22 protein-coding genes and 1 tRNA gene are annotated in these 26280 nt (G+C 62.3%); 17 read left to right on the top strand and 6 right to left on the bottom strand.

The window, feature by feature from the left end:
* Positions 1-86 precede the first annotated feature (86 nt).
* Positions 87-2381 (top strand): ATP-dependent helicase, encoded by a 2295-nt coding sequence (locus tag PHAMO_RS16130; RefSeq protein ID WP_002730906.1) that lies wholly within the window; start codon positions 87-89, stop codon positions 2379-2381.
* A gap of 18 nt (positions 2382-2399) precedes the next feature.
* Positions 2400-3299, top strand: a complete 900-nt coding sequence (locus PHAMO_RS16135; RefSeq protein ID WP_002730907.1) for a 50S ribosomal protein L11 methyltransferase — start codon at positions 2400-2402, stop codon at positions 3297-3299.
* A gap of 59 nt (positions 3300-3358) precedes the next feature.
* Here the strand turns inward: PHAMO_RS16135 and PHAMO_RS16140 are convergent, their stop codons facing one another.
* Entirely contained in the window at positions 3359-5032 is a 1674-nt protein-coding gene (locus PHAMO_RS16140) for a methyl-accepting chemotaxis protein (RefSeq protein WP_162136968.1), read from the bottom strand.
* 186 nt (positions 5033-5218) lie between these two features.
* Between PHAMO_RS16140 and PHAMO_RS16145 the strand changes: the two genes are divergently transcribed.
* On the top strand, positions 5219-6688 hold the full coding sequence (locus tag PHAMO_RS16145) for a carbohydrate porin (RefSeq protein ID WP_002730909.1): 1470 nt from the start codon (positions 5219-5221) through the stop codon (positions 6686-6688).
* An 87-nt stretch (positions 6689-6775) separates the two neighbouring features.
* Here PHAMO_RS16145 and PHAMO_RS16150 read toward each other — a convergent pair whose 3' ends face one another.
* Positions 6776-7525 carry an ABC transporter permease gene (locus PHAMO_RS16150; RefSeq protein ID WP_002730910.1) on the bottom strand — a complete coding sequence of 250 codons (750 nt, stop codon included), beginning with the start codon at positions 7523-7525 and terminating at the stop codon, positions 6776-6778.
* On the bottom strand, positions 7522-8241 hold the full coding sequence (locus PHAMO_RS16155; protein WP_002730911.1) for an ABC transporter ATP-binding protein: 720 nt from the start codon (positions 8239-8241) through the stop codon (positions 7522-7524). The genes PHAMO_RS16150 and PHAMO_RS16155 overlap by 4 nt, the downstream gene beginning before the upstream one ends.
* 204 nt (positions 8242-8445) lie before the next feature.
* Here PHAMO_RS16155 and PHAMO_RS16160 point away from each other — a divergent pair, with 204 nt between their 5' ends.
* The 7 genes from PHAMO_RS16160 (at position 8446) to PHAMO_RS16190 (ending at position 16528) form a co-directional block, all read left to right on the top strand.
* Positions 8446-9990 carry a 2-isopropylmalate synthase gene (locus tag PHAMO_RS16160; protein ID WP_002730913.1) on the top strand — a complete coding sequence of 515 codons (1545 nt, stop codon included), beginning with the start codon at positions 8446-8448 and terminating at the stop codon, positions 9988-9990.
* A 102-nt stretch (positions 9991-10092) separates the two neighbouring features.
* Positions 10093-11133: a rod shape-determining protein gene (locus tag PHAMO_RS16165; RefSeq protein ID WP_002730915.1), complete on the top strand. Its 1041-nt coding sequence runs from the start codon at positions 10093-10095 to the stop codon at positions 11131-11133.
* Positions 11134-11204: 71 nt separating this feature from the next.
* The gene (gene mreC / locus PHAMO_RS16170) at positions 11205-12089 is read left to right on the top strand and encodes a rod shape-determining protein MreC (RefSeq protein WP_002730917.1); all 885 of its coding nucleotides are present in this window, start codon (positions 11205-11207) and stop codon (positions 12087-12089) included.
* A complete protein-coding gene (gene mreD / locus PHAMO_RS16175) occupies positions 12089-12604 on the top strand; it encodes a rod shape-determining protein MreD (protein WP_002730919.1) in 516 nt (171 codons plus the stop codon). Before mreC ends, mreD begins: the two co-directional genes overlap by 1 nt.
* 7 nt (positions 12605-12611) lie before the next feature.
* The gene (mrdA, locus tag PHAMO_RS16180) at positions 12612-14498 is read left to right on the top strand and encodes a penicillin-binding protein 2 (RefSeq protein ID WP_002730921.1); all 1887 of its coding nucleotides are present in this window, start codon (positions 12612-12614) and stop codon (positions 14496-14498) included.
* Complete coding sequence (gene rodA / locus PHAMO_RS16185) at positions 14498-15658, top strand: rod shape-determining protein RodA (RefSeq protein WP_002730923.1); 1161 nt, start codon at positions 14498-14500, stop codon at positions 15656-15658. Before mrdA ends, rodA begins: the two co-directional genes overlap by 1 nt.
* Before the next feature lie 72 nt (positions 15659-15730).
* A complete protein-coding gene (locus PHAMO_RS16190; protein ID WP_002730925.1) occupies positions 15731-16528 on the top strand; it encodes an MBL fold metallo-hydrolase in 798 nt (265 codons plus the stop codon).
* Between the two features lie 34 nt (positions 16529-16562).
* Here PHAMO_RS16190 and PHAMO_RS16195 read toward each other — a convergent pair whose 3' ends face one another.
* The gene (locus PHAMO_RS16195) at positions 16563-17219 is read right to left on the bottom strand and encodes an OmpA/MotB family protein (protein WP_002730927.1); all 657 of its coding nucleotides are present in this window, start codon (positions 17217-17219) and stop codon (positions 16563-16565) included.
* Between the two features lie 18 nt (positions 17220-17237).
* Complete coding sequence (locus tag PHAMO_RS16200) at positions 17238-18032, bottom strand: motility protein A (protein WP_002730936.1); 795 nt, start codon at positions 18030-18032, stop codon at positions 17238-17240.
* A gap of 204 nt (positions 18033-18236) precedes the next feature.
* Here PHAMO_RS16200 and PHAMO_RS16205 point away from each other — a divergent pair, with 204 nt between their 5' ends.
* From PHAMO_RS16205 to ubiB, 3 genes are all read left to right on the top strand, one after another.
* Complete coding sequence (locus PHAMO_RS16205; RefSeq protein ID WP_002730938.1) at positions 18237-19508, top strand: nucleotide sugar dehydrogenase; 1272 nt, start codon at positions 18237-18239, stop codon at positions 19506-19508.
* 79 nt (positions 19509-19587) lie between these two features.
* Positions 19588-20352, top strand: coding sequence for a bifunctional demethylmenaquinone methyltransferase/2-methoxy-6-polyprenyl-1,4-benzoquinol methylase UbiE (gene ubiE, locus PHAMO_RS16210; protein ID WP_002730940.1), 765 nt, complete (start codon positions 19588-19590; stop codon positions 20350-20352).
* Positions 20349-21914, top strand: coding sequence for a 2-polyprenylphenol 6-hydroxylase (gene ubiB / locus PHAMO_RS16215; RefSeq protein WP_002730941.1), 1566 nt, complete (start codon positions 20349-20351; stop codon positions 21912-21914). Before ubiE ends, ubiB begins: the two co-directional genes overlap by 4 nt.
* A gap of 1 nt (position 21915) precedes the next feature.
* Here the strand turns inward: ubiB and gloB are convergent, their stop codons facing one another.
* Positions 21916-22689 carry a hydroxyacylglutathione hydrolase gene (gloB, locus tag PHAMO_RS16220; RefSeq protein ID WP_002730942.1) on the bottom strand — a complete coding sequence of 258 codons (774 nt, stop codon included), beginning with the start codon at positions 22687-22689 and terminating at the stop codon, positions 21916-21918.
* Positions 22690-22811: 122 nt separating this feature from the next.
* Between gloB and PHAMO_RS16225 the strand changes: the two genes are divergently transcribed.
* The 4 genes from PHAMO_RS16225 to PHAMO_RS16240 form a co-directional block, all read left to right on the top strand.
* On the top strand, positions 22812-23588 hold the full coding sequence (locus PHAMO_RS16225; RefSeq protein ID WP_051002462.1) for a methyltransferase domain-containing protein: 777 nt from the start codon (positions 22812-22814) through the stop codon (positions 23586-23588).
* A 48-nt stretch (positions 23589-23636) separates the two neighbouring features.
* Positions 23637-23710 (top strand) — tRNA-Gln (locus PHAMO_RS16230).
* Positions 23711-23845: 135 nt separating this feature from the next.
* Positions 23846-25270 carry a tyrosine-type recombinase/integrase gene (locus tag PHAMO_RS16235; RefSeq protein ID WP_002730944.1) on the top strand — a complete coding sequence of 475 codons (1425 nt, stop codon included), beginning with the start codon at positions 23846-23848 and terminating at the stop codon, positions 25268-25270.
* 218 nt (positions 25271-25488) lie between these two features.
* The coding region (locus PHAMO_RS16240) for an IS66 family transposase (RefSeq protein ID WP_040567620.1) at positions 25489-26280 on the top strand (792 nt) is incomplete at its 3' end.

A 26280-nucleotide genomic window follows, 5' to 3' on the forward strand; every position in this document is an offset into this window, starting at 1 on the left:
GTGTCCCGCCACGGATTTTCGCGGCTTCGCACCGGGGACGATTTCGTGCTTTCGGCGGCGAGCGGGTTCGGCCAATATTCGGCCGCATGACCGATCCCTTCGCCCTTGATGATGACGCGGCCTCGCCGCCGCCGTTTTCCCCCGCTGCTGCCGGTCCGGTTCCGGTGCCGCCCGATGCCCCTTGGCTGGTCGGGCTTAATCCCGAGCAACTGGCGGCGGTGACGATTCTCGACGGTCCGCTGCTGGTTTTGTCCGGGGCCGGAACCGGCAAGACCAAGGTTCTAACGGCGCGGCTGGCGCAATTGATGGCCTCGCGCCGGGCGCAACCCTGGCAGTGTCTGGCGGTGACCTTCACCAACCGTGCCGCCCGCGAAATGCGCGAGCGCGTTGCCGCTCTGGTCGGCCCGGTGGCCAACGATCTGTGGTTGGGCACCTTTCACTCGCTGTGTCTGAAGATTCTACGCCGTCATCCCGAAGCGGTCGGGTTGGCCTCGGACTTCACTATCCTCGACGCCGACGACCAACTCCGTTTGCTGAAGCGGGTGATGGAGGATGAGCGCATCGATCCCAAATCGACGCTGCCCCAGGCGCTGATGGGGGCGATTCAGCGCTGGAAGGATCAGGCGCTGACCCCCGATAAGGTCAGCACGTCGCAGGCGGGCGATCTGGCCGGGGGGCGGGCGGTCCAACTTTATCGGCTGTACCAGCAGCGGCTGAGAAGCCTGAACGCCTGTGATTTCGGCGATTTGCTGTTGCACGTCCTGACTCTGTTCCTGTCGGACGAGGCGGTGTTGCGGTCGTGGCAGGAGCGCTTCCGCTATCTGCTGGTCGATGAATACCAAGATACCAATGTCGCCCAGTATTTGTGGCTGCGGCTGCTGGCGCGGCAGCATCACAATATCTGCTGTGTCGGCGACGACGATCAGTCGATCTACTCCTGGCGCGGGGCCGAGATCGGCAACATTCTCCGTTTCGAGAGCGATTTTCCCGGCGCGCGGATCGTGCGGCTGGAGCGTAATTATCGCTCGACCCCGCATATCCTGTCCGCCGCCTCGGGTCTGATCGCCCATAATGGCGGACGGCTGGGTAAGACCCTGCGCCCTGGACTGGAGCACGATCCCGAGCGGGTCGAGAAAATTCACACCCGCGCGGTATGGGACGGCGAGGCCGAGGCGCGGCTGGTGGTCGAGACGATCGAGACTTATCAGCGTCGGGGCGAGCCGTTGGCCAGCATGGCGATTCTGGTCCGCGTCGGTTTTCAGACCCGCGAGTTCGAAGAACGGCTGATCGCGACCGGCGTTCCCTATCGGGTGATCGGTGGCCCGCGCTTTTATGAACGGGCCGAAATTCGCGATGCCCTGGCCTATCTGCGGCTGGTGCAATCGCCGACCGATGGCCTGGCCTTCGAGCGAATCGTCAATGTCCCCAGGCGCGGGCTGGGCGAAGCGGCGCTGCGCGAGGTCGCTCTGTATGCCCGCGAGCATGATCTGCCGCTGCTTGAAGCCGCCCGTCGTCTGGTCGGGACCGACATCCTGAAGCCCAAGCCGCGCAAGGCGCTGACCGCGTTCGTCGAGGATATCGGCCGGTGGCGTGCGGTGTTGGGGAGTATGCCGCAGGACGAACTGACCGCGACGATCCTGGACGAATCCGGCTATGTCGCGATGTGGAAAGCCGATAAGGCTCCCGACGCCCCCGGCCGGGTTGATAATTTGAAGGAACTGGTTTCGGCGATCGCCGAATACGACTCGCTGGGCGCGTTCCTCGAACATGTCGCCCTGGTGATGGAGAACGACGCCAAGGCCGAGGGCGACCGGGTGGTGATCATGACCCTGCATGGCGCGAAGGGGTTGGAATTCGACAGCGTGTTTCTGCCCGGCTGGGAAGAAGAGATTTTCCCTCACCTCCGTGCCTTGGAAGAAAGCGGCGACAAGGGGTTGGAGGAAGAACGCCGTCTCGCCTATGTCGGCCTGACCCGAGCGCGGCGGCGCGTGCTGATCAGCTTTGCCGCCAATCGCCGCGTTTATAATCAGTGGAAGACTCAGCTTCCCAGTCGTTTCCTCGCCGAACTGCCCGAGTCCGACGTCAAGCGCGAGGCCGATCGCGGCCTGTTCGCCGGTGGTGCTCCGACCGATTATTCGGGTTATTCCACGCAGCCTCTGGCCGAGCCGCGTGCGAACTGGACCAACTCGTCTCGCCGAACCGGGGCGGCGGCCTCCGCCCCGTCCGTTCGTCCCGCCAGCGCCTTCAAGCCGGGTGCTCGGGTGACTCACGACCGTTTCGGCGATGGCACTGTTCTGGCGGTCGAGGGCAACACCCTTCGCGTCGCCTTCGACGGAGCCGGAATCCGCACCCTGATCGACAGCTACGTCACTGCCTTGTGACCACGGAGACTTTTTACGATGCCCCCCGCCTTTCCCGAGATCTGGCGCTTGCGCCTGACCGTCACCCCCGAGACTCTGGCACCGTTCGAAGCGGTGTTCGACCTCTATGCCGAAGCGGTGACGATGTTTATGGAAGACCGCACCGGCATGTCCGACGGCGATTGCCTGTGGTTCCTCGAAGGCTTCTCCCGCACGCCGCCCGACCGTGCGGTTGTGATCGCCGGGTTGTCGGCTGTCGCTGCCGCCAACGGAATCGATGTGCCGCCGCTTGAGATCGAGCGAGTGCCCGGCATCGATTGGGTGCTGGCCAATTTGCGCGACTTCCCGCCGATTTCCGCCGGACGGTTCTTCGTTCACGGTTCGCACTGGCGCGGCAAACCGCCACAAGGCTCGGTCGCGATCGAAATCGATGCCGGGACCGCCTTTGGCTCGGGCGAACACGCGACGACGCGGGGCTGTCTGCTGGCCCTCGACATGCTGGTCCGCCGCCGCCGCCGTTTGCGGGTGCTCGATCTGGGCGCAGGGTCGGGGATTCTCGGGATCGCCGCCGCCAAGGTATGGGCGCCGAAGGTGCTGTGCACCGATATCGATCCGCCCGCCGTTCGGGTGATGGCCGCCAATGCCGACAACAACCACGTCGGTGCGCGGGTCCGCGCTTGTGTCAGCGATGGGTATCGCAATCCCCTGGTTGCCCGTGGTGCGCCTTACGATCTGGTGTTCTCGAACATCTTGGCTCGGCCGTTATGCCGGTTTGCCCCCGATCTTGCCGCCCATCTGGCTCCGAACGGGTTGGCGGTTCTGTCTGGCCTGCTGGAGCGTCAGGAACGCCGCGTGATGGCGTGCCATGAGGCACAGGGGTTGCGGCTGAAGAAACGTATCCTCGTCGATGGCTGGGCGACGTTGGTGATTGGACGGTAAGACCGGGTTCTCCGGTTCCCCTCTTCCAGATGGAAGAGGGGAGGGGGGGCCGCATCTCGCTATGCGCGGATTCCGGCCAGGAAGTCATCGACCTCGCGGGCCAGGGTCGCTGAATTGGTGGCCAGAGCCGACACCGCTTGCAACAGATCCTCGGACCCGGAATGGACCTGTTCGACGATGCCGCCCATCATTCCGACCGTGCTGGTGACTTCGCTGGTTCCCGTGGCGGCCTGTTGGATGCTGCGGGCGATTTCGGCCGTTGCCGCCGATTGCTCCTCGACCGCCGAGGCAATCCCGGACGAGATCCCGTTGATGTCCTCGATCACCTCGGCGATGGCTCCGATGGCGCCAACCACATCGTCGGTGGCTCCCTGAACCGCTCCGATCTGGGTTGAAATTTCCTCGGTGGCCCGTGCGGTCTGGTTGGCGAGGTGCTTGACCTCGTTGGCGACGACGGCGAAGCCTTTTCCGGCCTCTCCAGCGCGGGCGGCCTCGATCGTGGCGTTAAGAGCAAGCAAGTTGGTCTGGGCCGCGATGTCGGTGATCAGGTTGATCACGGTGCCGATCCGGCGAGCGGATTCGGATAATTGCTTCACCATAGAATCGACCCGTTGCGCATCCTCGACCGCCTTGCGCGAGATCGACGAGGATTTTTGGACCTGACTGGCAATCTCGCCGATTGAAGCGGACAATTGCTCGGCAGCCGCCGCGACCGTTTCGACATTGCTGGAGGTCATTGCGGCGGAGCTGGCCAGATCGGAGGCCCGGCCATCGGCCTCGTTTGAGGCGCTTGCCAAGGTTTGCGAGATGTCGTGCAGATGCCGCGCCGCCTGATTCACGGTGTTGACGACGCCTTTGACTCCTCGTTCGAAACGGTCGGCGGTCGCGGACAATTCAGCCCGGCGCTCGTTTTCAGCCCGCTCTTTCGCGTCCTCTTGTTCGGCCTGGAGCCGGTCGGCGCGGATCAGCCCATCCTTGAAGACCCGGACAGAGCGGATCAGGGCGCCGATTTCGTCGGCGCGTTCGTGCCGATCGATTTCGACAGTCCGGTCGCCTGCGGCAAGAGCCTCGGTCACCTTGGTCAGGCGGCCGAGTGGAACCAGGACCGCTTTGGCGATCAGCCAAGCCAGCAGCGAGAACGCCACGATCACCGCGACATAAACAAACGCCCCCAGGGTGAACGTATCGGATAAGGCGTATTCTTCCGCTTTGAACCCGGTTACGACCTCGCCTTCCAGGGTCCGATCGAGAACTTCAAGCGCGGCGAGCACCCTTGACCCACTGTTATCGATCTCATCGTCCAGGTGGGCGAAGACTGCTTCATCGGCGCGGCTGCGGATCGCGCGGGGCAATTCCTCGACCGTCAGAGTACGCAGACGGGCGACATCGGTGGTCAGGGTGGCGGCGGCGGCGCGTTCTTCGGGGGTATCGAGGACCTTTTCGGCAGATTTGGTGGCTTCGGCTAACTTGCGGGCGGATTCGGTCAGAGTAGCAAGGCGCTGCGGCGAGACTTCTCCCTCGTTCCGATCGACGATTGCGTCCATCGCCGCCAAATTCAGGGTCAAGAGATCAATCCGAGCCTGGGTCAGCAACGAGCCATCGGCGAATTTGTGTTCGAGCTCGATCCGGGCATGGTCGACGGTATGGTTGGTGTAGAAAATGATCCCACCGAGGGCGGTCAGACCTATGCACCCCAGTCCCCACAAGACGATGAAACGCATTCGGATCGTCATGTGCATCATCCGGTTCCTCCCCGCTTGCCGGGGATAAACCGCCGGCCGTGTTGATTTTGGAATATGGGATGCGTTGCGATGCTCGCTGTATTTTTACCCCTTCCTATGCATAAGGCATATATTAATCGCGGTATGGCCCTTATTTTGTTGCGGCCTTGAACAGGCGTTTGTTACAGAAGGCTGTGAGTGAGAACGGATATCATTCGCGATCAATCGGGCGAGGAGCTGATGCAACAACACAATGGAACGGGTCCGGCGGCGACGGACAAGGAGCGCCCCGGTAAGACCGGCGTTCGCGCTCTACTGGGGCTTGCTGCGGTAATGGGCGGCTTGGCGACGACTCCGGCCATGGCTCAGGAAGAGGGAGGCGCGGGTTTTTGGGGACGCGACACTCTGACTGGCGATTGGGGCGGTGTGCGCTCCAACCTGGAGGAAAAGGGCATCACGGTGTCCGCGACCTATACCGGCGAGGCATTGGGCAATGTCAGCGGCGGTCTTCGGCAGCGCGCTGTGGCCTCGGGCTTGCTTCAGGCCGATGTCGAAGCCGACTTGGAAAAGGCGGTCGGCTGGCAGGGTGGCCTGTTCCATTTCACCGGCCTTTACACGCATGGCCGGTCGCTCAGCGCTAATTTCCTGCAAAACTGGATTCCGTCCAGAGATATCGAGACCGCACCCAATACCCGCCTTTTTGCGCTTTGGTTGCAGCAGAGCTTCTTCGACGACATGGTGTCGTTGAAGGCTGGTGTCGTGCCGATGCAGGAAGAATTCTTCAATTCCGAATATGCGGCCAACCTGATCGGTAGTCCGTTTGGATGGCCCGGCTCCTTCGCTCTTAACTATCCGGGTGGTGGCGGTTATCCGCTTTCCGGCCCCGGCACACGTGTGAAAGTGAAGCCGACCGAAAACTTGGCGATTCTGGCGGCGGTGTTCAGCGGCGATACCGCTCCCGGCGCGGCGGATTCCCGTTCCGATGACCCCGCCCGGCGTAATTCGAGTGGTACCGATTTCTCGTTGGAAGCGCCGACGTGGTTCGGTGAGGTCCAATACGGGATCAATCAGGAGAAGGACGCCAAGGCTCTTCCCACGATGATCAAGGTCGGCGGCTGGTACCACAATCACAGCTATAACGATCTGCGCTATGCCGAGAATGGGGAATCGCTGGCGTTTATGCCCGATGGAACCCCGGCCCAGCGCCATCGCGGCAATTGGGCTGCCTATGCGATCCTCGATCAGATGCTGTGGCGTCGCCCCGGTGATACCGGTGGCGGTCTGGGCTTCTTCGTTCGTGGCACTGTGATGCCCGACGATCGCAATCAGGCTCCTTACTACGTCGATACCGGCTTGGTTCTGAAGGGTACCTTCGAGGGGCGTGACGACGACGTTGCCGCGATCGGCTTCGCGTATGCCGGGGCCAGCGATCGCCTCGCCAGCCTGGACGGTGATCTCCGCGCCGCAGGGCGCAGCACCGCCAAGGATCACGATTACGAAACGATGCTGGAAGTCAGCTATCGCTACAAGGTCACCCCGTGGTGGACCCTGGTCCCGGATGCTCAGTACATCATGCATCCCGGCGGAAGCCGCGATCACGTCGATTCCAACAACGAGACGATCAAGGATGCCGTCATCCTTGGTCTGCGCACGGTGTTCACGCTGTAAGCAAAAGCGCGTTTGGTGGCGCGTGACGACAGGGCGTCTGGAGTAAGTCCTCCAGACGCCCTGTTTTCGTTTAAGGCAAGGCGCGTTCTATTCGCGGTAGTGAGAGACCATCCGCCCGGCCCAGCCCAGCAGCAGAGCGGCGAATAGAGCCAGAAGCCCGAGGGCGGTCAGGGCCGCCTCGTTGAAGCCGTCTTGTCGCAGCGCGATGTTGGCGTGGGTAAGCGGCAGCAGGCGCAACGGGGCGGACAGCCAGGAGGGCAGGCTGGCCAGTGGAAAGAATGTGCCGCAGAAAAATCCCATCGGGGTGATCAGAAAGTTGGTGTAGGTGGTGTGCTCTTCGGTGCTGCGGGTCTTCAGTCCGATCACCAGCCCCAGAGCCGCGAACAACGCAGTTTCGAGCAGGAGAGCGAGCGGGATGACGCCGGTCGGATCGGGCCGCCAACCGGCGGCCAGCCCAACCAGCCCGACCAGAGTCGCGGCGAACAATCCTCGCGCCATTCCGGCGGCGACGGTGCCAGCGACCACGGCCAGCGGTGAGACCGGCGCCAGCATGATGATTTGCCAGGTGCGGTGATAAAAGCGGGCGATGTTGATACCGCTGGCGACCCAGGTGAAGGCGTTGTGCATCGCCGCCATCCCCATCAGTCCCGGCACCAGAAAGGTCAGGTAATCGCCGCCATCGATCCGGACCTGCCGCCCCAATCCCAGTCCGAACACGACCAGATACATCAGCGGCGTTACCAGCGCCGAGACGACGAAAGTCGGTCGGGCCAGCTTGGCGCGGTAGAGCTGCATCTCGCGCCAAAAGATCGGACCGGCCCCGGAGAGCGGAGTCATGCCGGGTCTCCCGTCGTCAACGCCACCACCACGTCTTCCAATCGTTCGGCACCGAAGCGGGCGGTCAAATCGGCCGGGGTGCCGCTTGCGACCAGCTTGCCCCGATTGATGATGCCGACCCGGCCGCACAGCCGCTCGGCCTCTTCGACGTAATGCGTGGTCAGGATCACGGTGCAGCCCTGGTCGCGGATGTCTCGGATCAGCGTCCACAAATCGCGGCGGATGGCGGGGTCCAATCCGGTGGTCGGCTCATCCAGCAGCAGCACGCGCGGCTGGGTCAGCAGAGCGCGACCGATCACCAATCGCCGCCGCATTCCTCCCGACAGGCCGTTGACCGGGGTGTCGGCGCGCTCGGTCAGCCCCAACCGCACCAGCATCGCCGTCACGGTTTCCTCCACCGCATCGACCCGGTGCAGCCGGGCGTGAAAGGACAGGTTTTGACGCGGAGTCAGATCGCGGTCGAGGTTGTTTTCCTGAAACACCACCCCGATCAACCGTTTGACCTCGGCGGCGGCGGTGACGGTATCGTGTCCGCCTACTGATAACCGGCCCGAATCCGGGCTGGCCAGGGTCGCGAGCAGCCGCACCAGAGTGGTCTTGCCCGCGCCGTTGGGGCCGAGCAGGCCAAATGCCTCGCCTGCACCGATCGCGAGGTCGATTCCGTCCAGCGCGGGCAGGGCGCCATAGCGTTTCACTGCCGCCTCGACTCTGATCATCCGTCCGCGACTCCCCTGTCTGTTCGACCGGAGCCAACTGGTAGGTCATGGGCCATCGTTCCGGCAATCGCAAAATGCGGTTTCGCCTTGCTTTGGCGGTCTATGATCTGTTGACAGGACGACGGAAAACGGACTTCCTTGTCGTCTGGCAACAGAACAATCGAGTTCTTGGCTGCCGGCGGACGAACAGGGTCAAACAAATACATGGATCGTAACCGAGTCATCATCTTCGACACGACGTTGCGTGATGGCGAGCAATCGCCCGGTGCGTCGATGAACCAGGATGAAAAACTGCGCATCGCACTGGCCCTGGAAGATATGGGCGTCGATGTGATCGAAGCCGGTTTCCCCATCGCCTCGAACGGCGATTTCGTGGCGGTCGAGGCAATCGCTCGGGTTGTAAAGAACTCGGTGGTGTGCGGTCTGGCCCGTGCTACCCGCGGCGACATCGAGCGCTGCGCCGAGGCAATCCGTCCGGCGGCGCGCGGGCGAATCCATACCTTCATTTCCACCAGTCCGCTGCATATGAAGTACAAGCTTCAGATGGAGCCGGAAACCGTGCTGGCGCGGGTGTCGGACTCGGTGGCCCTGGCGCGCACTCTGACCGACGATGTTGAATGGTCTGCCGAAGATGGATCGCGGACCGAACCCGATTTTCTGTGTCGCTGTGTCGAGGCTGCGATCAAGGCCGGGGCAAAGACGATCAACATCCCCGATACGGTGGGCTATTCCGTTCCCGACGAATATGCCGGCTTGATCGCGCTCCTGATCAACCGGGTGCCCAATATCGATCAGGCGATCCTGTCGGTTCATTGCCATAACGATCTGGGGCTGGCGGTGGCCAACTCGCTGGCGGCGGTCGCTGCCGGTGCTCGTCAGATCGAATGCACGATTAACGGCTTGGGCGAACGCGCCGGGAATGCCGCGATGGAAGAAGTGGTGATGGCGTTGCGCACCCGCGCCGACCGTCTGCCCTATCAGACCGGCATTCGCACCGAGGCGATTACCCGGATTTCGCGGCTGGTTTCGACCATCACCGGATTTTCCGTCCAGCCCAACAAGGCAATCGTCGGTAAGAATGCCTTTGCGCACGAATCCGGTATTCATCAGGACGGGGTGCTGAAAAACGCCCAGACCTACGAGATCATGACGCCGGACTCGGTCGGGTTGGTCCGCTCCAGTCTGGTGATGGGCAAGCATTCCGGTCGTGCCGCGTTCCGCGCCAAGTTGCGCGATCTCGGCTATGATTTGCCCGATGGCGCGGTCGAGGATGCCTTCGTCCGCTTCAAGGATCTCGCCGACCGCAAGAAGGATGTGTTCGACGAGGATATCGTCGCCCTGGTCGATGATGCGGTGGTGCGCGGCAACGACACGATTAAGTTTGTCTCGCTCGAAGTGCTGTGCGGCACCCGCCATCGCCCGCCCTCGGCCGAGTTGGAACTGACCGTCGATGGTGAACTCCGTCACGTCCGCGCCACCGGCGACGGCCCGGTCGATGCAACTTTCAACGCCATCAAGGCTTTGGTGCCGCACGATGCGCGGCTGCAATTGTATCAGGTCAGCGCCGTCACCCAGGGAACCGACGCCCAGGCCGAGGTTACCGTGCGGCTGGAAGAAGATGGTAAAACTGTCAACGGTCAGGGTGCCGAAACGGATACTCTGGTCGCCTCGGCCCGTGCTTATGTCAATGCTTTGAACAAACTTGTGGTCAAGCGGCAAAAAACCGCCCCCGACACGCTCTTGGCATGATATAGCAGCGGCCATCAGGGACATATGAAACACCCGCGACACCGGGGGCACGGGCCTCTCGGGGGCGCGACATGAACGACATCGGATGTTGAGCGAGGGATTATGTTTCCGAACCTGACGGGGTGGTTTTCGGCCGATATGGCTATTGATTTGGGGACCGCCAACACCCTGGTCTATGTCAAGGGACGCGGCATCGTGCTCAACGAGCCGTCGGTGGTGGCCATCGCCGATGAAAAAGGCAAGAAAAAGGTGCTCGCCGTCGGTGACGAGGCCAAGATGATGCTGGGTCGGACTCCCGGTTACATCCAGGCGATCCGTCCTCTGCGCGATGGCGTCATTGCCGATTTCGAGGTCGCGGAAGAAATGATCAAGCATTTCATCCGCAAGGTTCATAACCGTCGCTCCTTCGCCAGTCCGCTGGTGATCGTCTGCGTCCCGTCCGGTTCGACCGCTGTCGAACGTCGCGCCATCCAGGAATCGGCCGAAAGCGCCGGTGCCCGTCGCGTGTTCCTGATCGAAGAGCCGATGGCCGCCGCGATCGGTGCCGGTCTGCCCGTTACCGAACCGACCGGATCGATGGTGGTCGATATCGGCGGCGGCACCACCGAGGTTGCGGTTCTGTCGCTGGGCGGCATCGTCTATTCCCGTTCGGTTCGCGTCGGCGGCGACAAAATGGATGAGGCGATCATCGCCTATATCCGTCGCAACCATAATCTGTTGGTCGGCGAAGGCTCTGCCGAGCGGATCAAAAAGGAAATCGGTTCCGCCTGTCCTCCCGAGGATGGCGAGGGCCGCACCATGGAGATCAAGGGTCGCGATCTGATGAACGGCGTTCCCAAGGAACTGATCATCAGCGAGCGCCAGATTGCCGAAAGCTTGGCCGAACCGGTCGGTGCTATTATAGAGGCTGTCAAGGTCGCTCTGGAGCACACCGCTCCCGAACTGGCCGCCGATATCGTTGACAAGGGTATCGTGTTGACCGGCGGCGGCGCGCTGCTGGCTAATCTCGATTACATTCTGCGCCATGCCACCGGCCTGCCGGTCTCGATTGCCGACGATCCGCTGTCCTGTGTTGCGCTGGGCACTGGGCGCGCCCTCGAAGAAATGCCCAAGCTGAAGAACGTGCTGACCAGCATGTACTAGGATTATCGGTGTAGGGTCTTTTGCTGCCGTTCAGGACCACGGCGGCAAGACTCTCGTCATGGAGGATTGAGGTGAAGCAGTCGAGTGCTGCAGGTCGTCTCGCGACGTTGAGGCTGCTTGCGCAACGCTTCGCCTTTTTGATGCTGGTTGTATCGGCTTTTGCCCTGATGATCCTGGGCAAAGCCGATATCGTTTTGGTCGAACAGACTCGCGTTCTGGTCGTCGATGCTCTGGCTCCGATGCTGGAAGCGATGGCCCGTCCGGCGGCGACGGTGGCCCGTGTTACCGCAGGCGTGCACGAACTGGCCAATCTGCGGGCCGAAAACGCCCGTCTGCGCGAGGAAAACGCCCGGTTGATGCGCTGGCAGACCGTGGCGCGGCGGCTGGAGACCGAGACGATGGTGCTCCACCAGCAACTCAACGTCGTTCCCGACCCCGATCCCGCCTTCGTTACCGCCCGTGTGATCGGCGATCTTGGTTCGGCTTTCGGTCATTCGATGCTGCTGGCCGCAGGTTCGCGCGATGGTGTGCGCAAGGGGCAGGCGGTGATGTCGGGCGAAGCCCTGGTCGGTCATATCGCCGAGGTGGGGCAGCGCTCTTCGCGGTTGCTGCTGATCACCGACATCAATGCCCGAATCCCGGTGGTGATCGAATCGACCCGGACCCGCGCCATTCTGACCGGCGACAATTCGGCGCGTCCCCGACTCAATTACATTGTCGGCAATCCCGCGATCAGTGTCGGCGACCGGGTGGTGACCTCCTCCTCCGGTGCGGCATTCCCGCCAGGGCTTCCGGTCGGCGTGGTGGTTTCGGTCGGCGAGGGCGGGATCCGGCTTGAGCCGTTCGCTCGCCGTCACCAACTAGAATTCGTCAGCATCGTCGATTACGGCTTGGGCGGCATCCTGCCGTTCGAACGCTCGCCCCCCGATCGCCGTCGGCGGGGGAGGGAGGAGTGATGAAGCCCTCGGTCTGGGTTCGAATGGACACCTGGGTGCGCCATTTGATTCCAGCGACTGCCACCATCTTTCTGCTGCTGATAACCGTGGTGCCGACGCGTTTGACCGTCTTTGCCGACATCGCGCCAATGTTGCCGCTGATGGGGGTTTATTATTGGGCGATCTACCGTCCTGATTTGCTGCCCGCCTGGCTGGCCTTCGCGATTGGGCTGTTGGGTGATATTGTCGGAGGAACTCCGCTTGGTGCCAATGCCCTGGTGCTGCTCTTGGTCCAGGGGACGGCGGCGGCCCAACGCCGGTTCTTTCTCGGTAAATCCTTCACGGTGACGTGGTGGGCGTTCGGCTTGCTTGCCGCCGGAGCTATCGCTCTCAACTGGCTGCTGGTCAGCGTGATCGTCGGTCGGGTCGTCGATCCCGCTCCGGTTCTGTTCGAATATTTGATGACGCTGTGCTGTTTCCCGCTGCTCACCTGGGTGTTGGCACGGACCCAGATGGCCTTCCTCCTGGACGTTTAGACGCCCGATGTATCACGACAATGACCGTGCCAAGCTGTTCTCGCGCCGCGCGATGATGTTGGCCGGCGGCAAGGCGACTCTGATCGTCGGGCTGGCGGCGCGGATGTATTACCTCCAGGTGATGGAGGCCGACAAATACGCAATGCAGGCCGAGGACAACCGTATCACCACCCGCCTGTTGGCTCCGCCGCGTGGTTTGATCCTTGACCGCAACGGTATCGCGATGGCGATCAACCAGCAGAACTACCGGGTGATGGTGGTGGCCGAGCAAACGCCATCGCTCGATTACACCCTGGATGCGCTGGGCAAGATTATTCCGATCGGCGAGAGTGAGCGCGCCCGTATCCACAAGGAAGCCCGTCGCCGTCGTCGCTTCGTTCCTGTGAGCGTGCGCGAGAACCTGACCTGGGAAGAGGTGGCCCGAGTCGAGGTTAACGCCCCCGATTTGCCCGGAATCATGATCGATGTCGGCCAAAGCCGCTATTACCCGATGGAAAGTCTGGGGGCGCATATCCTGGGATATGTCGCGGCGGTGTCGGAAAACGATCTGACCGATGACCCGCTGGAAGAACTGCCCGGTTTCCGCATCGGCAAGGGTGGGGTCGAGCGGGTCTACGACATGGCCTTGCGCGGCCGGGCGGGCACCTTGTCGCTGGAGGTCAATTCGGTCGGCCGGATTCACCGCGAGTTGGAGCGCAAAGAGGGCGAACCTGGAATCGACCTCAATCTGACCCTCGATACCCGTTTGCAGCAATACGCCGCCCAGCGTCTGGGCGATGAAAGCGCGGCGGTAGTGGTGATGGACATCCTGACCGGCGATATCGTCGTGATGGCCTCGACTCCTTCCTTCGATCCGAACTCGTTCAATCGCGGTCTGTCGAACGATGAGTGGAAGGAATTGACCTCCAACCCTCGCTCGCCGCTGACCAACAAAGTCATCGCCGGGCAGTTCGCGCCGGGTTCGACCTTCAAGCTGGTGAGCGCTATCGCGGCGCTAGAATCCCGCGATATCACTCCCGATATGAGGGTGCTCTGTACTGGCCACATGCAACTTGGCAGCATCAAATTCCATTGCTGGAAAAAAGAGGGGCATGGGGCCCAGGATATGATCAGCGGCCTCAAGAATTCCTGTGACGTCTATTTTTATGAAGTGGCCCGCCGGGTCGGGTTCGAGAAGATTGCCGAAATGGCGCGTCGCTTTGGCCTGGGGTCGCCGACAGGGGTCGATCTGCCGTCCGAGCGGAGCGGCCTGATCCCCGACCGCGCCTGGAAGCGGAAGGCATTGAAGCAGCCGTGGCATCCTGGCGAGACTCTGATCAATGCGATTGGTCAGGGGTATGTCACCGCGACTCCGATTCAACTGGCGGTAATGACTGCCCGTATCGCGAATGGCGGCTATGCCGTGGTGCCCCATGTCGCCCGCGATCAGGTGGTGGAAAAAAGCGTTCATCCCCGCCCCCCGCCCGAGTGGCCCAGTCTGGAAGTATCGCGTCAGTCGCTGGCGATCGTGCGGAAAGGCATGTTCGCGGTGTCGAACGAGCCGGGCGGCACGGCCTATAAGGCCCGCATCACCCAGGAGGGAATGTGGCTGTCGGGCAAAACCGGCAGTGCTCAGGTTCGCCGCATCACGATGCGCGAGCGCGAGACCGGGGTGAAGAAGAACGAGCAATTGCCGTGGAAGGAACGCGACCACGCGCTGTTCGTCGCCTATGCTCCCGAGGAGAATCCGCGTTATTCGATCGCGGTGGTGGTCGAACATGGCGGTGGCGGTTCGGCGGTGGCGGCACCGATTGCGCGTGACATCATGTTGGAAGTACAGAAGCGGGATCTGGCTCGCGGTACCGCCGAAGCGGACGGTGCGCCCGAACCCCCGCCTGATTTCCGGAGGTTCTGATGCTCAACCTGCCCCGGATGCCGCTTCGGCTCAACCGCACCGAGATGTCGTTGCGGGAAAAGCTGCTTCAGCTCAACTGGTCGCTGATCGCGCTGCTGGCCGCTGTCGCTTGTATCGGCTTTGCCACTCTGTATTCCGCAGCCGGAGGATCGCTTGATCCGTGGGCGTTGAAGCAGATCATCCGCTTCATCGTCGGAATGTTGATCATGGTCGCGGTGGCGATGGTCGATCTGCGTTTCTGGGTCCGCAATGCCTATATCTTTTATGCGGTTGCCGCCGTTTTGCTGCTGCTGGTCGAGGTCAAGGGCACCATTGGCATGGGGGCGCAGCGCTGGATCGATCTTGGATTCATCCAGCTCCAGCCCTCGGAAATCATGAAAATCACCCTGATTCTGGCGCTGGCCCGTTATTTCCATGGCGCGACGCTTCAGGAGATCGGCCGTCCGCTGTTCCTGATTCCGCCGCTGATCATGGTGATGCTGCCTGCCGCGATGGTGCTGAAACAGCCCGATCTCGGCACCGCGATGATGCTGGTGATGTCGGCCGGAGCGGTGTTCTTCATGGCCGGGGTTCGGATGTGGAAGTTCGTCCTGGTTCTGGTTTCCGGGTTGGCGGCGGTCCCGCTGGCTTGGGAGTTCCTGCGCGAATACCAGAAAAAGCGCGTGCTGATTTTCCTCAATCCCGAGGATGATCCGCTGGGCGCGGGCTATCACATCACTCAGTCGAAGATCGCACTGGGGTCGGGGGGGGTGTTCGGTAAAGGGTACATGAGCGGCACCCAGAGCCGCCTTAACTTTCTGCCGGAAAAACAGACCGATTTCATCTTCACCATGTTCGCCGAAGAATGGGGGATGATGGGCGGGCTGGTGCTGCTGACGCTGTATACGATGCTGATCGCGTTCGGTTATGCCATTGCCCTGCGTTGCCGGTCGCAGTTCGGGCGTCTGATGGCGCACGGCATTACCACCACGTTTTTCCTCTATTTCTTCATCAATATCGCGATGGTGATGGGATTGGTGCCGGTGGTCGGTGTGCCGCTGCCGTTGATCAGCTATGGCGGCACCGCGATGCTGTCCCTGCTGTTTGGCTGGGGCTTGGTGATGAGCGCCTACATCCATCGCGACATGCCGATCTCTCGCCGGGGTATGCACGACGATTAGGCTTCCGCTTTCGCTTGGAACTGCCCGGATTCGATTCGATACTGCCCGGACGTGACTTGATCGGGGGCTCTCATGTCGGGTTTGGTGGCTGAAATCCGCGAGACCCAGGTCGAACCGGACAGTCTGGCGCTGTGGTTTCTCGGGCAGAACGGTTGGATCGTCAAATCGCCCGGCGGGATTGTCTTCGCCATCGATCCTTATTTGTCGGATTCCTGTAATCCGTCGTGGCGCGGGCTTGATCTCGCCCGCCAAGTTCCCGTGCCGATCGCGCCCGCAGAACTGGAAGCCGATCTGCTGATCTGCACCCATTCCCATCACGATCACGCCGATCCCGAGACGTTGGCTCCCTGCGCCGCTTCGGGGCGGGTGCGTGGGTTCATCGGTCCTGGCGACACTCAGACGGTGTTTGCCCAGGCGGGAATCGGCGAAGAGGATTACGACATACTCTGGCCCAACCGGATGATCGAGCGGGGCGATCTGCGTCTGACCGGCACCTTCGCTCTGCCCACCGATGCGGGCGATTTGACTCATGTCGGGCTGCTGATCCAGGCCGGCAGTGGGCCGAAGCTGTGGATTACCGGCGATACGGGGTGGTGTGATCTGCTGGCCGAGGCCGGGCTGAAGCATCTGCCCGATGCGGTGTGCGTGCCGATCAATGGCGGCTATGCCAATCTATCGCACTGGCAGGCGGCCGAACTGATCCGCCGCGTCGGTCCTGCCCTGGCGATTCCCTGTCATTGGGACATGTTCGCCGACAATAGCTGTGCGCCGCATATGTTCCAGGCGTCGCTGACGGTCAAGGGCTTACGCCACCTCTATCGCCTGCCGGTGTTGGGGCAGCGGATCGTGATCGAGTCCTGGCGACGTTAAAGTCTCGTTTTGCGCCTGACGTGGCATCAAGGCTTTAACGTGGGTAAACGTGGATCTGGACGCGGCGATTGATCGCCTGATTTTCGGGATAGGCGCGTCCGGTCTCGCTGTGGTTGGGGACGCGGGGCGCGGTGTCGGCGTAGGCGGAGATCTTCATGCGTGCCGCGTCGAGGCCTTGTTCGTTCATCAGTTTTAATGTCGCCAGGGCGCGTCCGGCCGACAGATCCCAATTGCTGGGAAACTGAGGGGTGCGAACCGGCACATCGTCGGTATGGCCCTGAATTTCGATCTGATAGCCAGTGAAGCGCGGCTGGCCCAGGGTGGTGGTGATCTCCTTCATCACCGGGCGGAATTCGGGCCGGATATCCGCCGATCCGGGTTGAAACATCGCTCCGCTGGCGAGGTTGAGCACGACGCCGCGATCGTCGCGACCGATATCGATCGCCTCGTCAACCCCGGCGCCCGCGACCGCGCCGAGCAATTCGCTCCGCAGATCCTGTAGCGGCTTGGTGACCTCGCGGTTGCCGATATCGCGGGCCATCCCGGATTGCACTTCTTCATATTTGTTGGCATCGATCTTCGACATCGAGACCAGGATGATGAAAAAGGCCATCACCAGGGTAATCATGTCGGCATAGGAGAGCAGCCAGTCCTCCAGCGGCTCTTCGTTCTTTTTCTCGAACCGGCTCATCGCTCTGGCCCTCCTTCTCTATCGCCGGATCTTGTCGATGTCGAAATGGATCTTGGGATCGAGGTAGGAATTCATTGCGTCCTGGATGAAGCGAGGACTGCGCCGTTCGGCCAGCAGGGCCAGCCCTTCCGCCACCAGCATGTTACGGAAGCGGATGATCGATTCTCGCTGATGGGCTTTGTTGGACGCTGGCGTCAGCACCATTCGGGCGAACAGAACGCCGTACAAGGTGCCGAGCAAGCCGACCGCCATGCCCGGCCCCAGCTTCGATGGATCGGTGCCCATGTTGTCGAGCATCACCACCAGTCCGACCAGGGTCGCCATCATGCCGAAAGCGGGGGCGTTGCTGGCCATGTATTTCAGGATGTCGGTGGGAACGATCTGACGCTGGAACGTCGTTTCGATCTGGTTTTCCAGCAATTGTCGGACTTCGGGGCCGGTATAGCCGGTGATCACCAGATTGATCCCGAAGGCGAGGAAGGCGTCTTGGTTCTTCAGATTGCGTGTGTCGGTTTCCAGCGCGGTGATCCCGCCTTTTTGCACCAGATAGCCCCAGCGGATGACCCGCGCGACTTCGTTGGTCAACATTTCGCGGGCGATCTTGGGCGAGAAGAAAATCGCTCGCAGCAGTGCCAGCGCTTGCTTGACGTAGCGGGCCTCGAACGCCACCAGCGTCGCCGCCAGCGTACCGCCAATCACCATCATGAATCCGGTCAGGTGAAGGAAGATATGGAGATTCGAGGTCGATAAGGCGATCGCACCGAAGAACAGCAGCAGGCTGAGCAAAAACCCGATGACGGTTGGCATCGACATGTCGGTGAGATCCCTCATCCTGGCCCGCGCGCAAGTTCGGGGCAACGCCTTATCTTGATGCATGACATCGATTCGAGCAACCAGCGGTATTCGGTGCCACGTTTTGCTTTCCGCCCTCGGCCTTGGACCCGCCGCTCTGGCGTTGACAGCGGCGGCTCGGTGTGGCGAAAGTCCCTTTTTCGTACCTCTGCGAGGACAATCCTCATGTCCACCCCCATTCGCATCGCTGTTGTCGGTCTTGGCTATGTCGGCCTGCCGTTGGCAGTGACGCTGGCCCGCCATTTCCCGACCATCGGTCTCGACATTTCCGCGTCGCGGATCGCCGAGCTTCAGCGCGGCCATGACCGTACCGACGAAGTCGAGCCCTCCCGGCTGCGCGCCAGCACGTTGAAGTTGACCGCCGACCCGGCCGCGATCACCGGATTCGACCTGTTCATCGTCACCGTGCCGACTCCGGTCGATGCTCATAACGAACCCGACTTGCGTCCGGTGATGAGTGCTTGTGGCACTGTCGGGCAAGCGATCCGCAAGGGGGCGGTGGTGGTGTTCGAAAGCACGGTCTATCCCGGTGTCACCGAGGATGTCTGTGGGCCCGAGCTGGAACGGGTATCGGGCCTGAAATGCGGGGTCGATTTCTTCCTTGGCTACAGCCCCGAACGAATCAATCCGGGTGACCGCGAGCATACCGTTGACCGCATCACCAAGGTCGTCGCCGGACAGACGCCCGAGGTCACCGCGCTGCTGGCCCGCGTCTATGGCCGCGTTACCAGCGGTGGCGTGTTCGAAGCCGCGTCGATCCGGGTGGCCGAGGCGGCCAAGGTGATCGAAAACGCACAGCGCGATATCAACATCGCCTTCATCAATGAAGTGACGATGATTTTTCAGGCGCTGGGGGGGATTTCCATCCACGATGTGCTTGACGCCTCGGCGACCAAATGGAATTTCCTCAATTTCAAACCGGGTCTGGTTGGCGGTCATTGCATCGGGGTCGATCCGTTCTATCTCGCCCGCTGTGCTCAGGATCACGGACATCATCCCGAGATCGTGCTGGCCGGACGGCGGATTAACGACGGCATGGGGCGTTGGATCGCCGAGCGGGTTTCCGCCGGTCTTCCCTCTGGCGCACGGGTGCTGGTCCTGGGGCTGACCTTTAAGGAAAACGTCCCCGATCTGCGCAATTCCAAAGTCGTCGATGTCATCCGCTCGTTGCGCGAACTCGGCCATCATGTCGATGTTCACGACCCTTATGCCGATCCGGTCGAAGCCCAGCACGAATATGGCGAGACCCTGATGCCCAGCCTGGATGGTGCCGGTGGATATCACTGTGTGGTCGGAGCGGTGGCGCATGCCCCCTATGCCGCGTTCACTGGCGAGGCCTTTGCCGCGTTGCTGTCTCCGGGCGGTCTTGTCGCCGATATCAAGGGGATGTGGCGTGACCACGAACTGCCGAAAGGGCTGAGGTCGTGGCGGCTCTGATCGCCAAGGGGGGGAATCTGCATTTCCCCCCTCACATCCCCCTCGCGCGCTTCGCGTACTTGGTCTATCGTGCCGCCTTATGACGACGAATAACTCTCACGACAATCCCACCGGCACCACCCATTTCGGCTTCCGCACTGTGGCCGAAGGGGACAAGGTTGCCCTGGTCCGCGACGTGTTCGACTCGGTCGCGGGCAAGTACGACTTGATGAACGACCTGATGAGCGTCGGCATCCATCGTCTGTGGAAGTCCACCTTCCTCGACATGCTGCGTCCGCGCCCCGATCAGGTCCTTCTTGATGTCGGCGGCGGCACCGGCGATATCGCCTTCGGCTGGAAGAAGCGCGGCGGCGGCAAGGTGACGGTATGCGATATCAATCGCGAAATGCTGTCGGTCGGTCGCGACCGCGCCGTGGACCGCAATCTGTCCTCGGGTGTCACCTGGGTTTGCGGCAATGCCGAATCCCTGCCGATCCCCGACCGAAGCGTCGATCGCTATACCATCGCGTTCTGTTTGCGCAACGTGACCAATTGGGAAAACGCGATCGCCGAAGCCTATCGCGTGCTGAAGCCCGGCGGTCGGTTCATGTGCCTGGAATTCAGCCATGTGATCGTGCCGGGGCTGAAGCAGGCCTATGACGCCTATTCGTTCAATGTGCTGCCGCGTGTTGGCGAGTTGGTGACCGGAAACCGCGACGCCTACCAGTATCTGGTCGAAAGCATCCGCAAGTTCCCGCCTCAGGGCGAACTGGCCGCGATGATCGGCGATGCCGGGTTCGAGCGAGTGACGGTGCGTAATCTGTCGGCTGGTATCGCCGCCATTCATTCCGGCTGGCGCGTGTGATCAGAGCAGGGCGCAACCTCCATCGTCTGGTTTCTATTGCTCGGGTGCTGGCGCGTCACGATGCGCTGTTCCTGGTCGAAGACGCCTTTCCGCTGGCCCGGCTGTTGTCCTGGCCGCTCAAAATGCGCCTTATCCCGCGCTCCCGCCGCCGCCGCAAGGCCGAGGCGGAGCTGCGGCCCGGCCAGCGGCTGACTGCCGCGCTGACCGAGTTGGGGCCGTCTTTCATTAAATTGGGGCAGGCGCTGTCTACCCGCGCCGATCTGCTGGGCGAGCAGATGGCTGCCGATCTGTCGGGATTGCAGGATCAGTTGCCGCCGTTCCCCGCCGCCGATGCGCGGCGGATCATCGAAGAGGAACTGGGCGCCCCGATCAGCAGCCTTTACGCCAGCTTTGACGATGTTCCCGTCGCGGCGGCTTCGATCGCCCAGGTGCATTTCGCCGTTACCCTCGATGGCCGCGAAGTTGCGGTCAAGGTGCTGCGTCCCGGCGTCGATGCCAAATTCCGCCGCGATATCGAACTGCTGACCTGGCTGGCCGAGGGAGCCGAGCGAACCGTACCGCGTTTGCGTCGGTTGAAGCCGCTTGAGACGGTCAAGACGTTCGAGGATTCGATTGCACTGGAAATGGACCTCCGCTTCGAAGCGGCGGCGGCGGCCGAACTGGCCGAGAATTTCGAGGGCGACGACAGCTTCCGCGTTCCTCAGGTCGATTGGCTGCGCACCGCCCGGCGGGTGATGACGCTGGAACGCGTCCATGGCATTCCGGTTGACGAGCGCGAGTTGCTGCTGCGCGCCGGGCATGATCCGATCGAGATTCTCGGCAAGGCGGCGCGGGCGTTCTTCCATCAGGTGTTCCGCGACGGCTTCTTCCACGCCGACATGCATCCGGGCAATCTGTTCGTCGATGCCGACGGCAATCTGGTCGCGGTTGATTTCGGCATCATGGGGCGGGTCGATAAGCCGACTCGCCGCTTCCTTGGCGAGATGCTGTTGGGCTTCCTGTCCGGCGATTATCGCAAGGTCGCAGAAGTTCACTTCGCCGCCGGATATGTTCCCGCCGATCAGTCGATCGATGCGTTTACCCAGGCCTGCCGCTCCATCGCCGAGCCGATTCTCGGGCGGCCGATGCACGAAATCTCGATCGCGCGGCTGCTCGGGCAATTGTTCCAGGTCACCGAGACCTTCGAGATGGAAACCCAGCCCCAGCTTCTGCTGTTGCAGAAGAGCATGCTGGTCGCCGAAGGTGTCGGGCGTAACCTCGATTCCAACGTCAATATGTGGCTGTTGGCCCAGCCGTTGATCGAGGATTGGATGCGGTCGCACCTTGGACCGGAAGCTCGCGTTCGCGAGGCGGTCGGTACGGTGCTGACCTCGATCGAGCGTCTGCCTCGGCTGTTGCAGGAAGCCGAGCGCACTCAGGCGATGATGTCGGGGCAGGGGCTGCGGCTTCATCCCGACACGGTGCGTGCGATTTTCGGCGACCAGCGCAAGCGGCGTCCGCTGTCCCTGCTGCCCTGGGTGATTGCCGCCGCTCTGGCGGTGGCCCTGGTGATGAAGCCTTAGATCAGAACACATCCTTGCGTCGGCGCAGTTCAGCTAGAACCTGCGCCGGCGCGGTGCCCGGCTCCATTCCCACCGCGCGGGCGACGGTGGGTTCGTCGGCGCGCATGAACGGGTTGGCGGCTCGTTCACTGGCGATTGTGCTGGGAAGGGTCGGCCTTCCCTTGGCCCGTTGCCCCTCGACCTCTTTCAACCGGATCAGCAACGCGGGATTGTCGCGTTCGACCAGACGGGCGAAGCGTCCGTTGGCGGCGGTGTATTCGTGGCCGCAATAGACCTGGGTGTCGGGGGGCAGGTCGCGTAGTTTGCACAACGATGCCCACATCTCGGCGGCGGTGCCTTCGAACAGCCGTCCACAGCCGAGAGAGAACAGCGCATCACCGCAAAATAAAGCGTGGCTGTCGGGGAACCAGAAGGCGAGGTGGCCGGTCGTATGCCCCGGCACCGCCAACACCACCGCAGCGGTCGAGCCGAGCAGGAACGTGTCTCCTTCACTGACCTCGATGGTCAGCGGCGGCAGTCGCGCGGCGTCGCGTCCAGCCCCGACCACGGCACAGCCGGTCTGGCGGACCAGATCGGGGACGCCGCCGATATGGTCGCCGTGATGGTGAGTGATCAGAACGTGGCTGAGGCTCCAGCCACGGGCGGCAAGCCGCTCCAGCACCGGATCGGCGACAGCAGGGTCCACCGCCGCCGTAGCACCGCTGATCGGCTCGTGAAGCAGGTAGACGTAATTATCGGTCAGGACGGGAACGATCTCGACGACGAGCTTGGCCATGGTGCCCTCGCGCGGATGAATTCCGTGACGTTGTAGCACTGGTTCCGGGAAACGCCTATCGTGATGGGGCCGCATCGGAAGGGGAGGGCGCTTGCATGCATGATGGAGGGGCGTGTTCGCCGATGTGGACCGACGTTGTCGATCTGCGCGATTTCTATGCGACCGGGTTGGGGCAGACGACCCGGCGGCTGATCGGACGGCAGATCCGTATGTTCTGGCCGGACGTTAAGGGGCTGCGGCTGCTCGGACTGGGGTTCGCCACTCCGTATCTGCGCGTGTTCCTGGGTGAGGCAGAGCGGGTGATCGCCCTGATGCCCGCCAGCCAGGGGGTGCTGCCCTGGCCACTGGAGGGGCCAGGACTGACCGCCCTTGCCGACGAGACCGATCTGCCGCTGCCCGATCGCTCGATCGACCGTATTCTGATGGTTCATACGCTGGAATCCGCCGAGCAAGTCCGCGTCGTGATGCGCGAGGCGTGGCGGGTGCTGGCCGATGGAGGGCGATTGGTCGTCGTTGTGCCTAACCGGCGCGGGATCTGGTCGCGGCTTGAACGCACGCCATTCGGCAATGGCCGCCCCTTCACGATGGGCCAACTCACCCGTTTGCTGCGCGACAATATGTTTACACCGCTGAACCGTGGCTCGGCGTTGTTCCTGCCGCCCTGTACCGTGCCAATGTTGCTACGGACCGCTCCGGCGCTGGAACGAATCGGCCAGCGTTGGTGCGAGGCATTCGGCGGCGTGGTGATGATCGAGGCGGCCAAGCAGATCTACGCTGGGGCTGCTGGGCGTGAAAGCCAGCGGGGGCGACGGGCTTATCTGCCGGTGGCGCAGGGGATGCCTCGGACAATCGGACCTTCCCAGCCCAACGCCAGAACAGAGGGCGAAAAACACTCTTGAACACCTCCGATCACCATGATAGAAGGTGCGCCTCTCGGGACGGACCAATGGGGGATCGTCTAACGGTAGGACAGCGGACTCTGACTCCGCCAGTCTAGGTTCGAATCCTAGTCCCCCAGCCAACTTTTCCTTATATAATTCAGCGACTTGCCAAACGCGGCCCTCGGCCGCGTTGCTCGTTTTTGGCGTTAGCAGTACATTAGCAGTCCGTCCCACGCGGCCAGCAGACCGTATGGACGCTGATGCGAGCTTGCCCGATGTTCGACCCGATCAAAATCCTCGATGGTGCTGTGACGCTCTACCAGCGCACCAGCAATGGCGCGCGGACCTGGACGGCACGCTACAAGATCAAGGGCGCGAAAGGCTATGTGGTTGCGGCCACGGGCAAGCGCGACCTTGAGGAAGCGAAGGAGGTGGCACGGGAACGGTTCTACGAACTGACCGCCGACCATCGACGCGGCATAGCCATCCACAGCCGCACCTTCTCCAAGGCCGTTGAGGCATATCTGGAAGATCAGCAGGTTGCGTTCACGACCGGAAAAATCACCGAACGGACGATGCGCGACAACAAGGCCACCATCGACCGCTATCTGCTGCCTTACTTCAAGGGCCGGGCCATTGAAGCCATCCATCAGGAACACATCGAGGCTTACAAGCTGTGGCGACTGACCTATTGGACCACGGGACCGGGTGCGGAACAGACCACGCGCGAGTATGTCCGGGGCGGCAAGCTCATTCGTGCCAAACGGCCACCGAAGGCCCAAACCAAGCGGTCAGGTGAAATCCTCGTCCTCAAGGCGATCTTCGCATCGGCCGTTCGGCGCAAATGGTTGAAGCGCGAACAGGTTCCCGAAATCACCGAGGAACGCAGCGACGACAACCGCCGCCCGGCTTTCACACCGGCGGATTGGCAGCGGATCAAGGCCGCTATGCCTGCGTTCATCGCCTCCGCCAACGGTCCCGTGGTCACCGTCGATCGCAAGATGTTGTGCGGGTATATGGAGTTTATGTTCGAAACCGGGCTGCGTCCCGGCAAGGAACATCAGCAACTCACCTGGGCCGATTGCCAACTCGTGGTTGGTCAGGGACCATCCGGCCCAACCAAGGAAACCCACATTCATGTCCGGGAGGATACCAAGACCGGCAAGCGCACGGCAGTCAGCAGCGAGGAAACCTGGCTGGTCCTTCAGCGCATCCGGGGTTTTTCCCGCTGGATTGAACTCGGCGATCCCGTGTTCGCCGATCAGAAGACCGGCAAGGCGATCAAGTGTTTCTCCAAGGGGATGTCGGCGCTGTTGAAGCAGGTTGGCTTGGAGCGCGACCGCCACGGAGACAAGTTTTCGCCCTATTCGCTGCGCCACAGCTACGCGACCGACCGGCTGATCAACGCCCAGGTCGATGTGTGGCTGCTGGCGAAGAATATGGGGACCAGCGTGGAGATGATCCGCAAGCATTACGGGCAAGACGAGCCGCAGCAGCGGGCGATGGAGCTTATCCACGACAAGCGGCGGATGACTTTCGGGGAAATGCTGAAAGCCGATCCCGACAGTCTTCCCGACCCCGATTTTGAAATGGCAGCGGACGATCAGCCCGCCGCGCCGCCGCGCTCGTCGGCCAAGCCCCAGGGGGTCAGCCTGTCGGAGGTAATCGCCCAGCGGAAAGGACCGCCACGGAACGAATAGCCACGGCGGGCGCTATGGTGCGCACCGGCAGGGGAATGGGGCTGGGCTGCAACCACGGGTGCACGCGGGGTCAATGGAGCGTCCGGGGCGTTCTGGCTGCGTCGGTTTAACCGACAGGGCCATTCTTGTGACACGACCAGCCAGTCACAGAAACGTAATTGCTCACGGGGTTGGCAAAAGGGCTTGCGCCGAGGCGCGGAATATGGGTCAACCGATGAATGAAGTCTCCGATCCGCTACCGCCTGAGTGACGCCGATAAGGACGCCTTGCTGTTAGAGCAGGCGGCGTTGATCGAACGTCAGGCCGCCCGAATTGCCGAACTTGAAGCGGCGCTGGGCAAGCCGAAAAAGACCTCGTCGAATTCGCATTTTCCGCCGTCCAAGGACGGCCCCGGCCGGAAGAATCGTTCGCCGGACGAGGACCGCCCCCGGAAACCGCGTCCGTCACGCCCCGGGGTATCGCGGCCATTGGCCGAGGACCCGGACAAAACCGAGTGCCGCCTGGTCGAGGTCTGCCCCCATTGCGGGATGCCGCTGTCGGCGGATCGGCAGCGGTGCCGTCACCGCTACGACCACATCGACCTCCCGGTGATCCGCCCAGTGGTGACCCGAATCGAACTGTTCGGCGGGCGCTGTGGCGGCTGTGGACGTCGTGCCCGGGCCGAGGTGCCGACGGGGATGGCACCGGGAACGCCGTTCGGACCGGGCGTCCGTTCCCTGCTTCTGTATCTCCACCACAGCCACCATGTCGGCTTCGAGCGATTGTCGCGGATGATGAAGGACCTGTTCGGGTTGGCGGTCTCGGAAGGCGCCATCGCCAATGCTTTCCGTCGGGTCCGGACCGGGCTGGACGAGGCACGCGCGGCCATCAAGGCCAAATTGCTGACCGCCCGGGTGATCGCCTCGGATGAAACCACCACCCGGGTCGATGGCGTCACCCACTGGCAGTGGGTGTTTGTCTCGGATCGGGCGGTGCTGCACGACATTGCGCCGCGCCGGGCCAAAAGCGTC

It is taken from the genome of Magnetospirillum molischianum DSM 120 (genome assembly GCF_000294655.1).
GTDB classification, from domain to species: Bacteria; Pseudomonadota; Alphaproteobacteria; order Rhodospirillales; family Magnetospirillaceae; genus Phaeospirillum; species Phaeospirillum molischianum.

Coding starts and splice junctions, on each gene's coding strand:
- PHAMO_RS16130 (WP_002730906.1), top strand. CDS start 87: ATGACCGATCCCTTCGCCCTTGATGATGACGCGGCCTCGCCGCCGCCG.
- PHAMO_RS16135 (WP_002730907.1), top strand. CDS start 2,400: ATGCCCCCCGCCTTTCCCGAGATCTGGCGCTTGCGCCTGACCGTCACC.
- PHAMO_RS16140 (WP_162136968.1), bottom strand. CDS start 5,032: ATGACGATCCGAATGCGTTTCATCGTCTTGTGGGGACTGGGGTGCATA.
- PHAMO_RS16150 (WP_002730910.1), bottom strand. CDS start 7,525: ATGACTCCGCTCTCCGGGGCCGGTCCGATCTTTTGGCGCGAGATGCAG.
- PHAMO_RS16155 (WP_002730911.1), bottom strand. CDS start 8,241: ATGATCAGAGTCGAGGCGGCAGTGAAACGCTATGGCGCCCTGCCCGCG.
- PHAMO_RS16160 (WP_002730913.1), top strand. CDS start 8,446: ATGGATCGTAACCGAGTCATCATCTTCGACACGACGTTGCGTGATGGC.
- PHAMO_RS16165 (WP_002730915.1), top strand. CDS start 10,093: ATGTTTCCGAACCTGACGGGGTGGTTTTCGGCCGATATGGCTATTGAT.
- mreD (WP_002730919.1), top strand. CDS start 12,089: ATGAAGCCCTCGGTCTGGGTTCGAATGGACACCTGGGTGCGCCATTTG.
- mrdA (WP_002730921.1), top strand. CDS start 12,612: ATGTATCACGACAATGACCGTGCCAAGCTGTTCTCGCGCCGCGCGATG.
- rodA (WP_002730923.1), top strand. CDS start 14,498: ATGCTCAACCTGCCCCGGATGCCGCTTCGGCTCAACCGCACCGAGATG.
- PHAMO_RS16190 (WP_002730925.1), top strand. CDS start 15,731: ATGTCGGGTTTGGTGGCTGAAATCCGCGAGACCCAGGTCGAACCGGAC.
- PHAMO_RS16195 (WP_002730927.1), bottom strand. CDS start 17,219: ATGAGCCGGTTCGAGAAAAAGAACGAAGAGCCGCTGGAGGACTGGCTG.
- PHAMO_RS16200 (WP_002730936.1), bottom strand. CDS start 18,032: ATGTCGATGCCAACCGTCATCGGGTTTTTGCTCAGCCTGCTGCTGTTC.
- PHAMO_RS16205 (WP_002730938.1), top strand. CDS start 18,237: ATGTCCACCCCCATTCGCATCGCTGTTGTCGGTCTTGGCTATGTCGGC.
- ubiE (WP_002730940.1), top strand. CDS start 19,588: ATGACGACGAATAACTCTCACGACAATCCCACCGGCACCACCCATTTC.
- gloB (WP_002730942.1), bottom strand. CDS start 22,689: ATGGCCAAGCTCGTCGTCGAGATCGTTCCCGTCCTGACCGATAATTAC.
- PHAMO_RS16225 (WP_051002462.1), top strand. CDS start 22,812: ATGTGGACCGACGTTGTCGATCTGCGCGATTTCTATGCGACCGGGTTG.
- PHAMO_RS16235 (WP_002730944.1), top strand. CDS start 23,846: ATGTTCGACCCGATCAAAATCCTCGATGGTGCTGTGACGCTCTACCAG.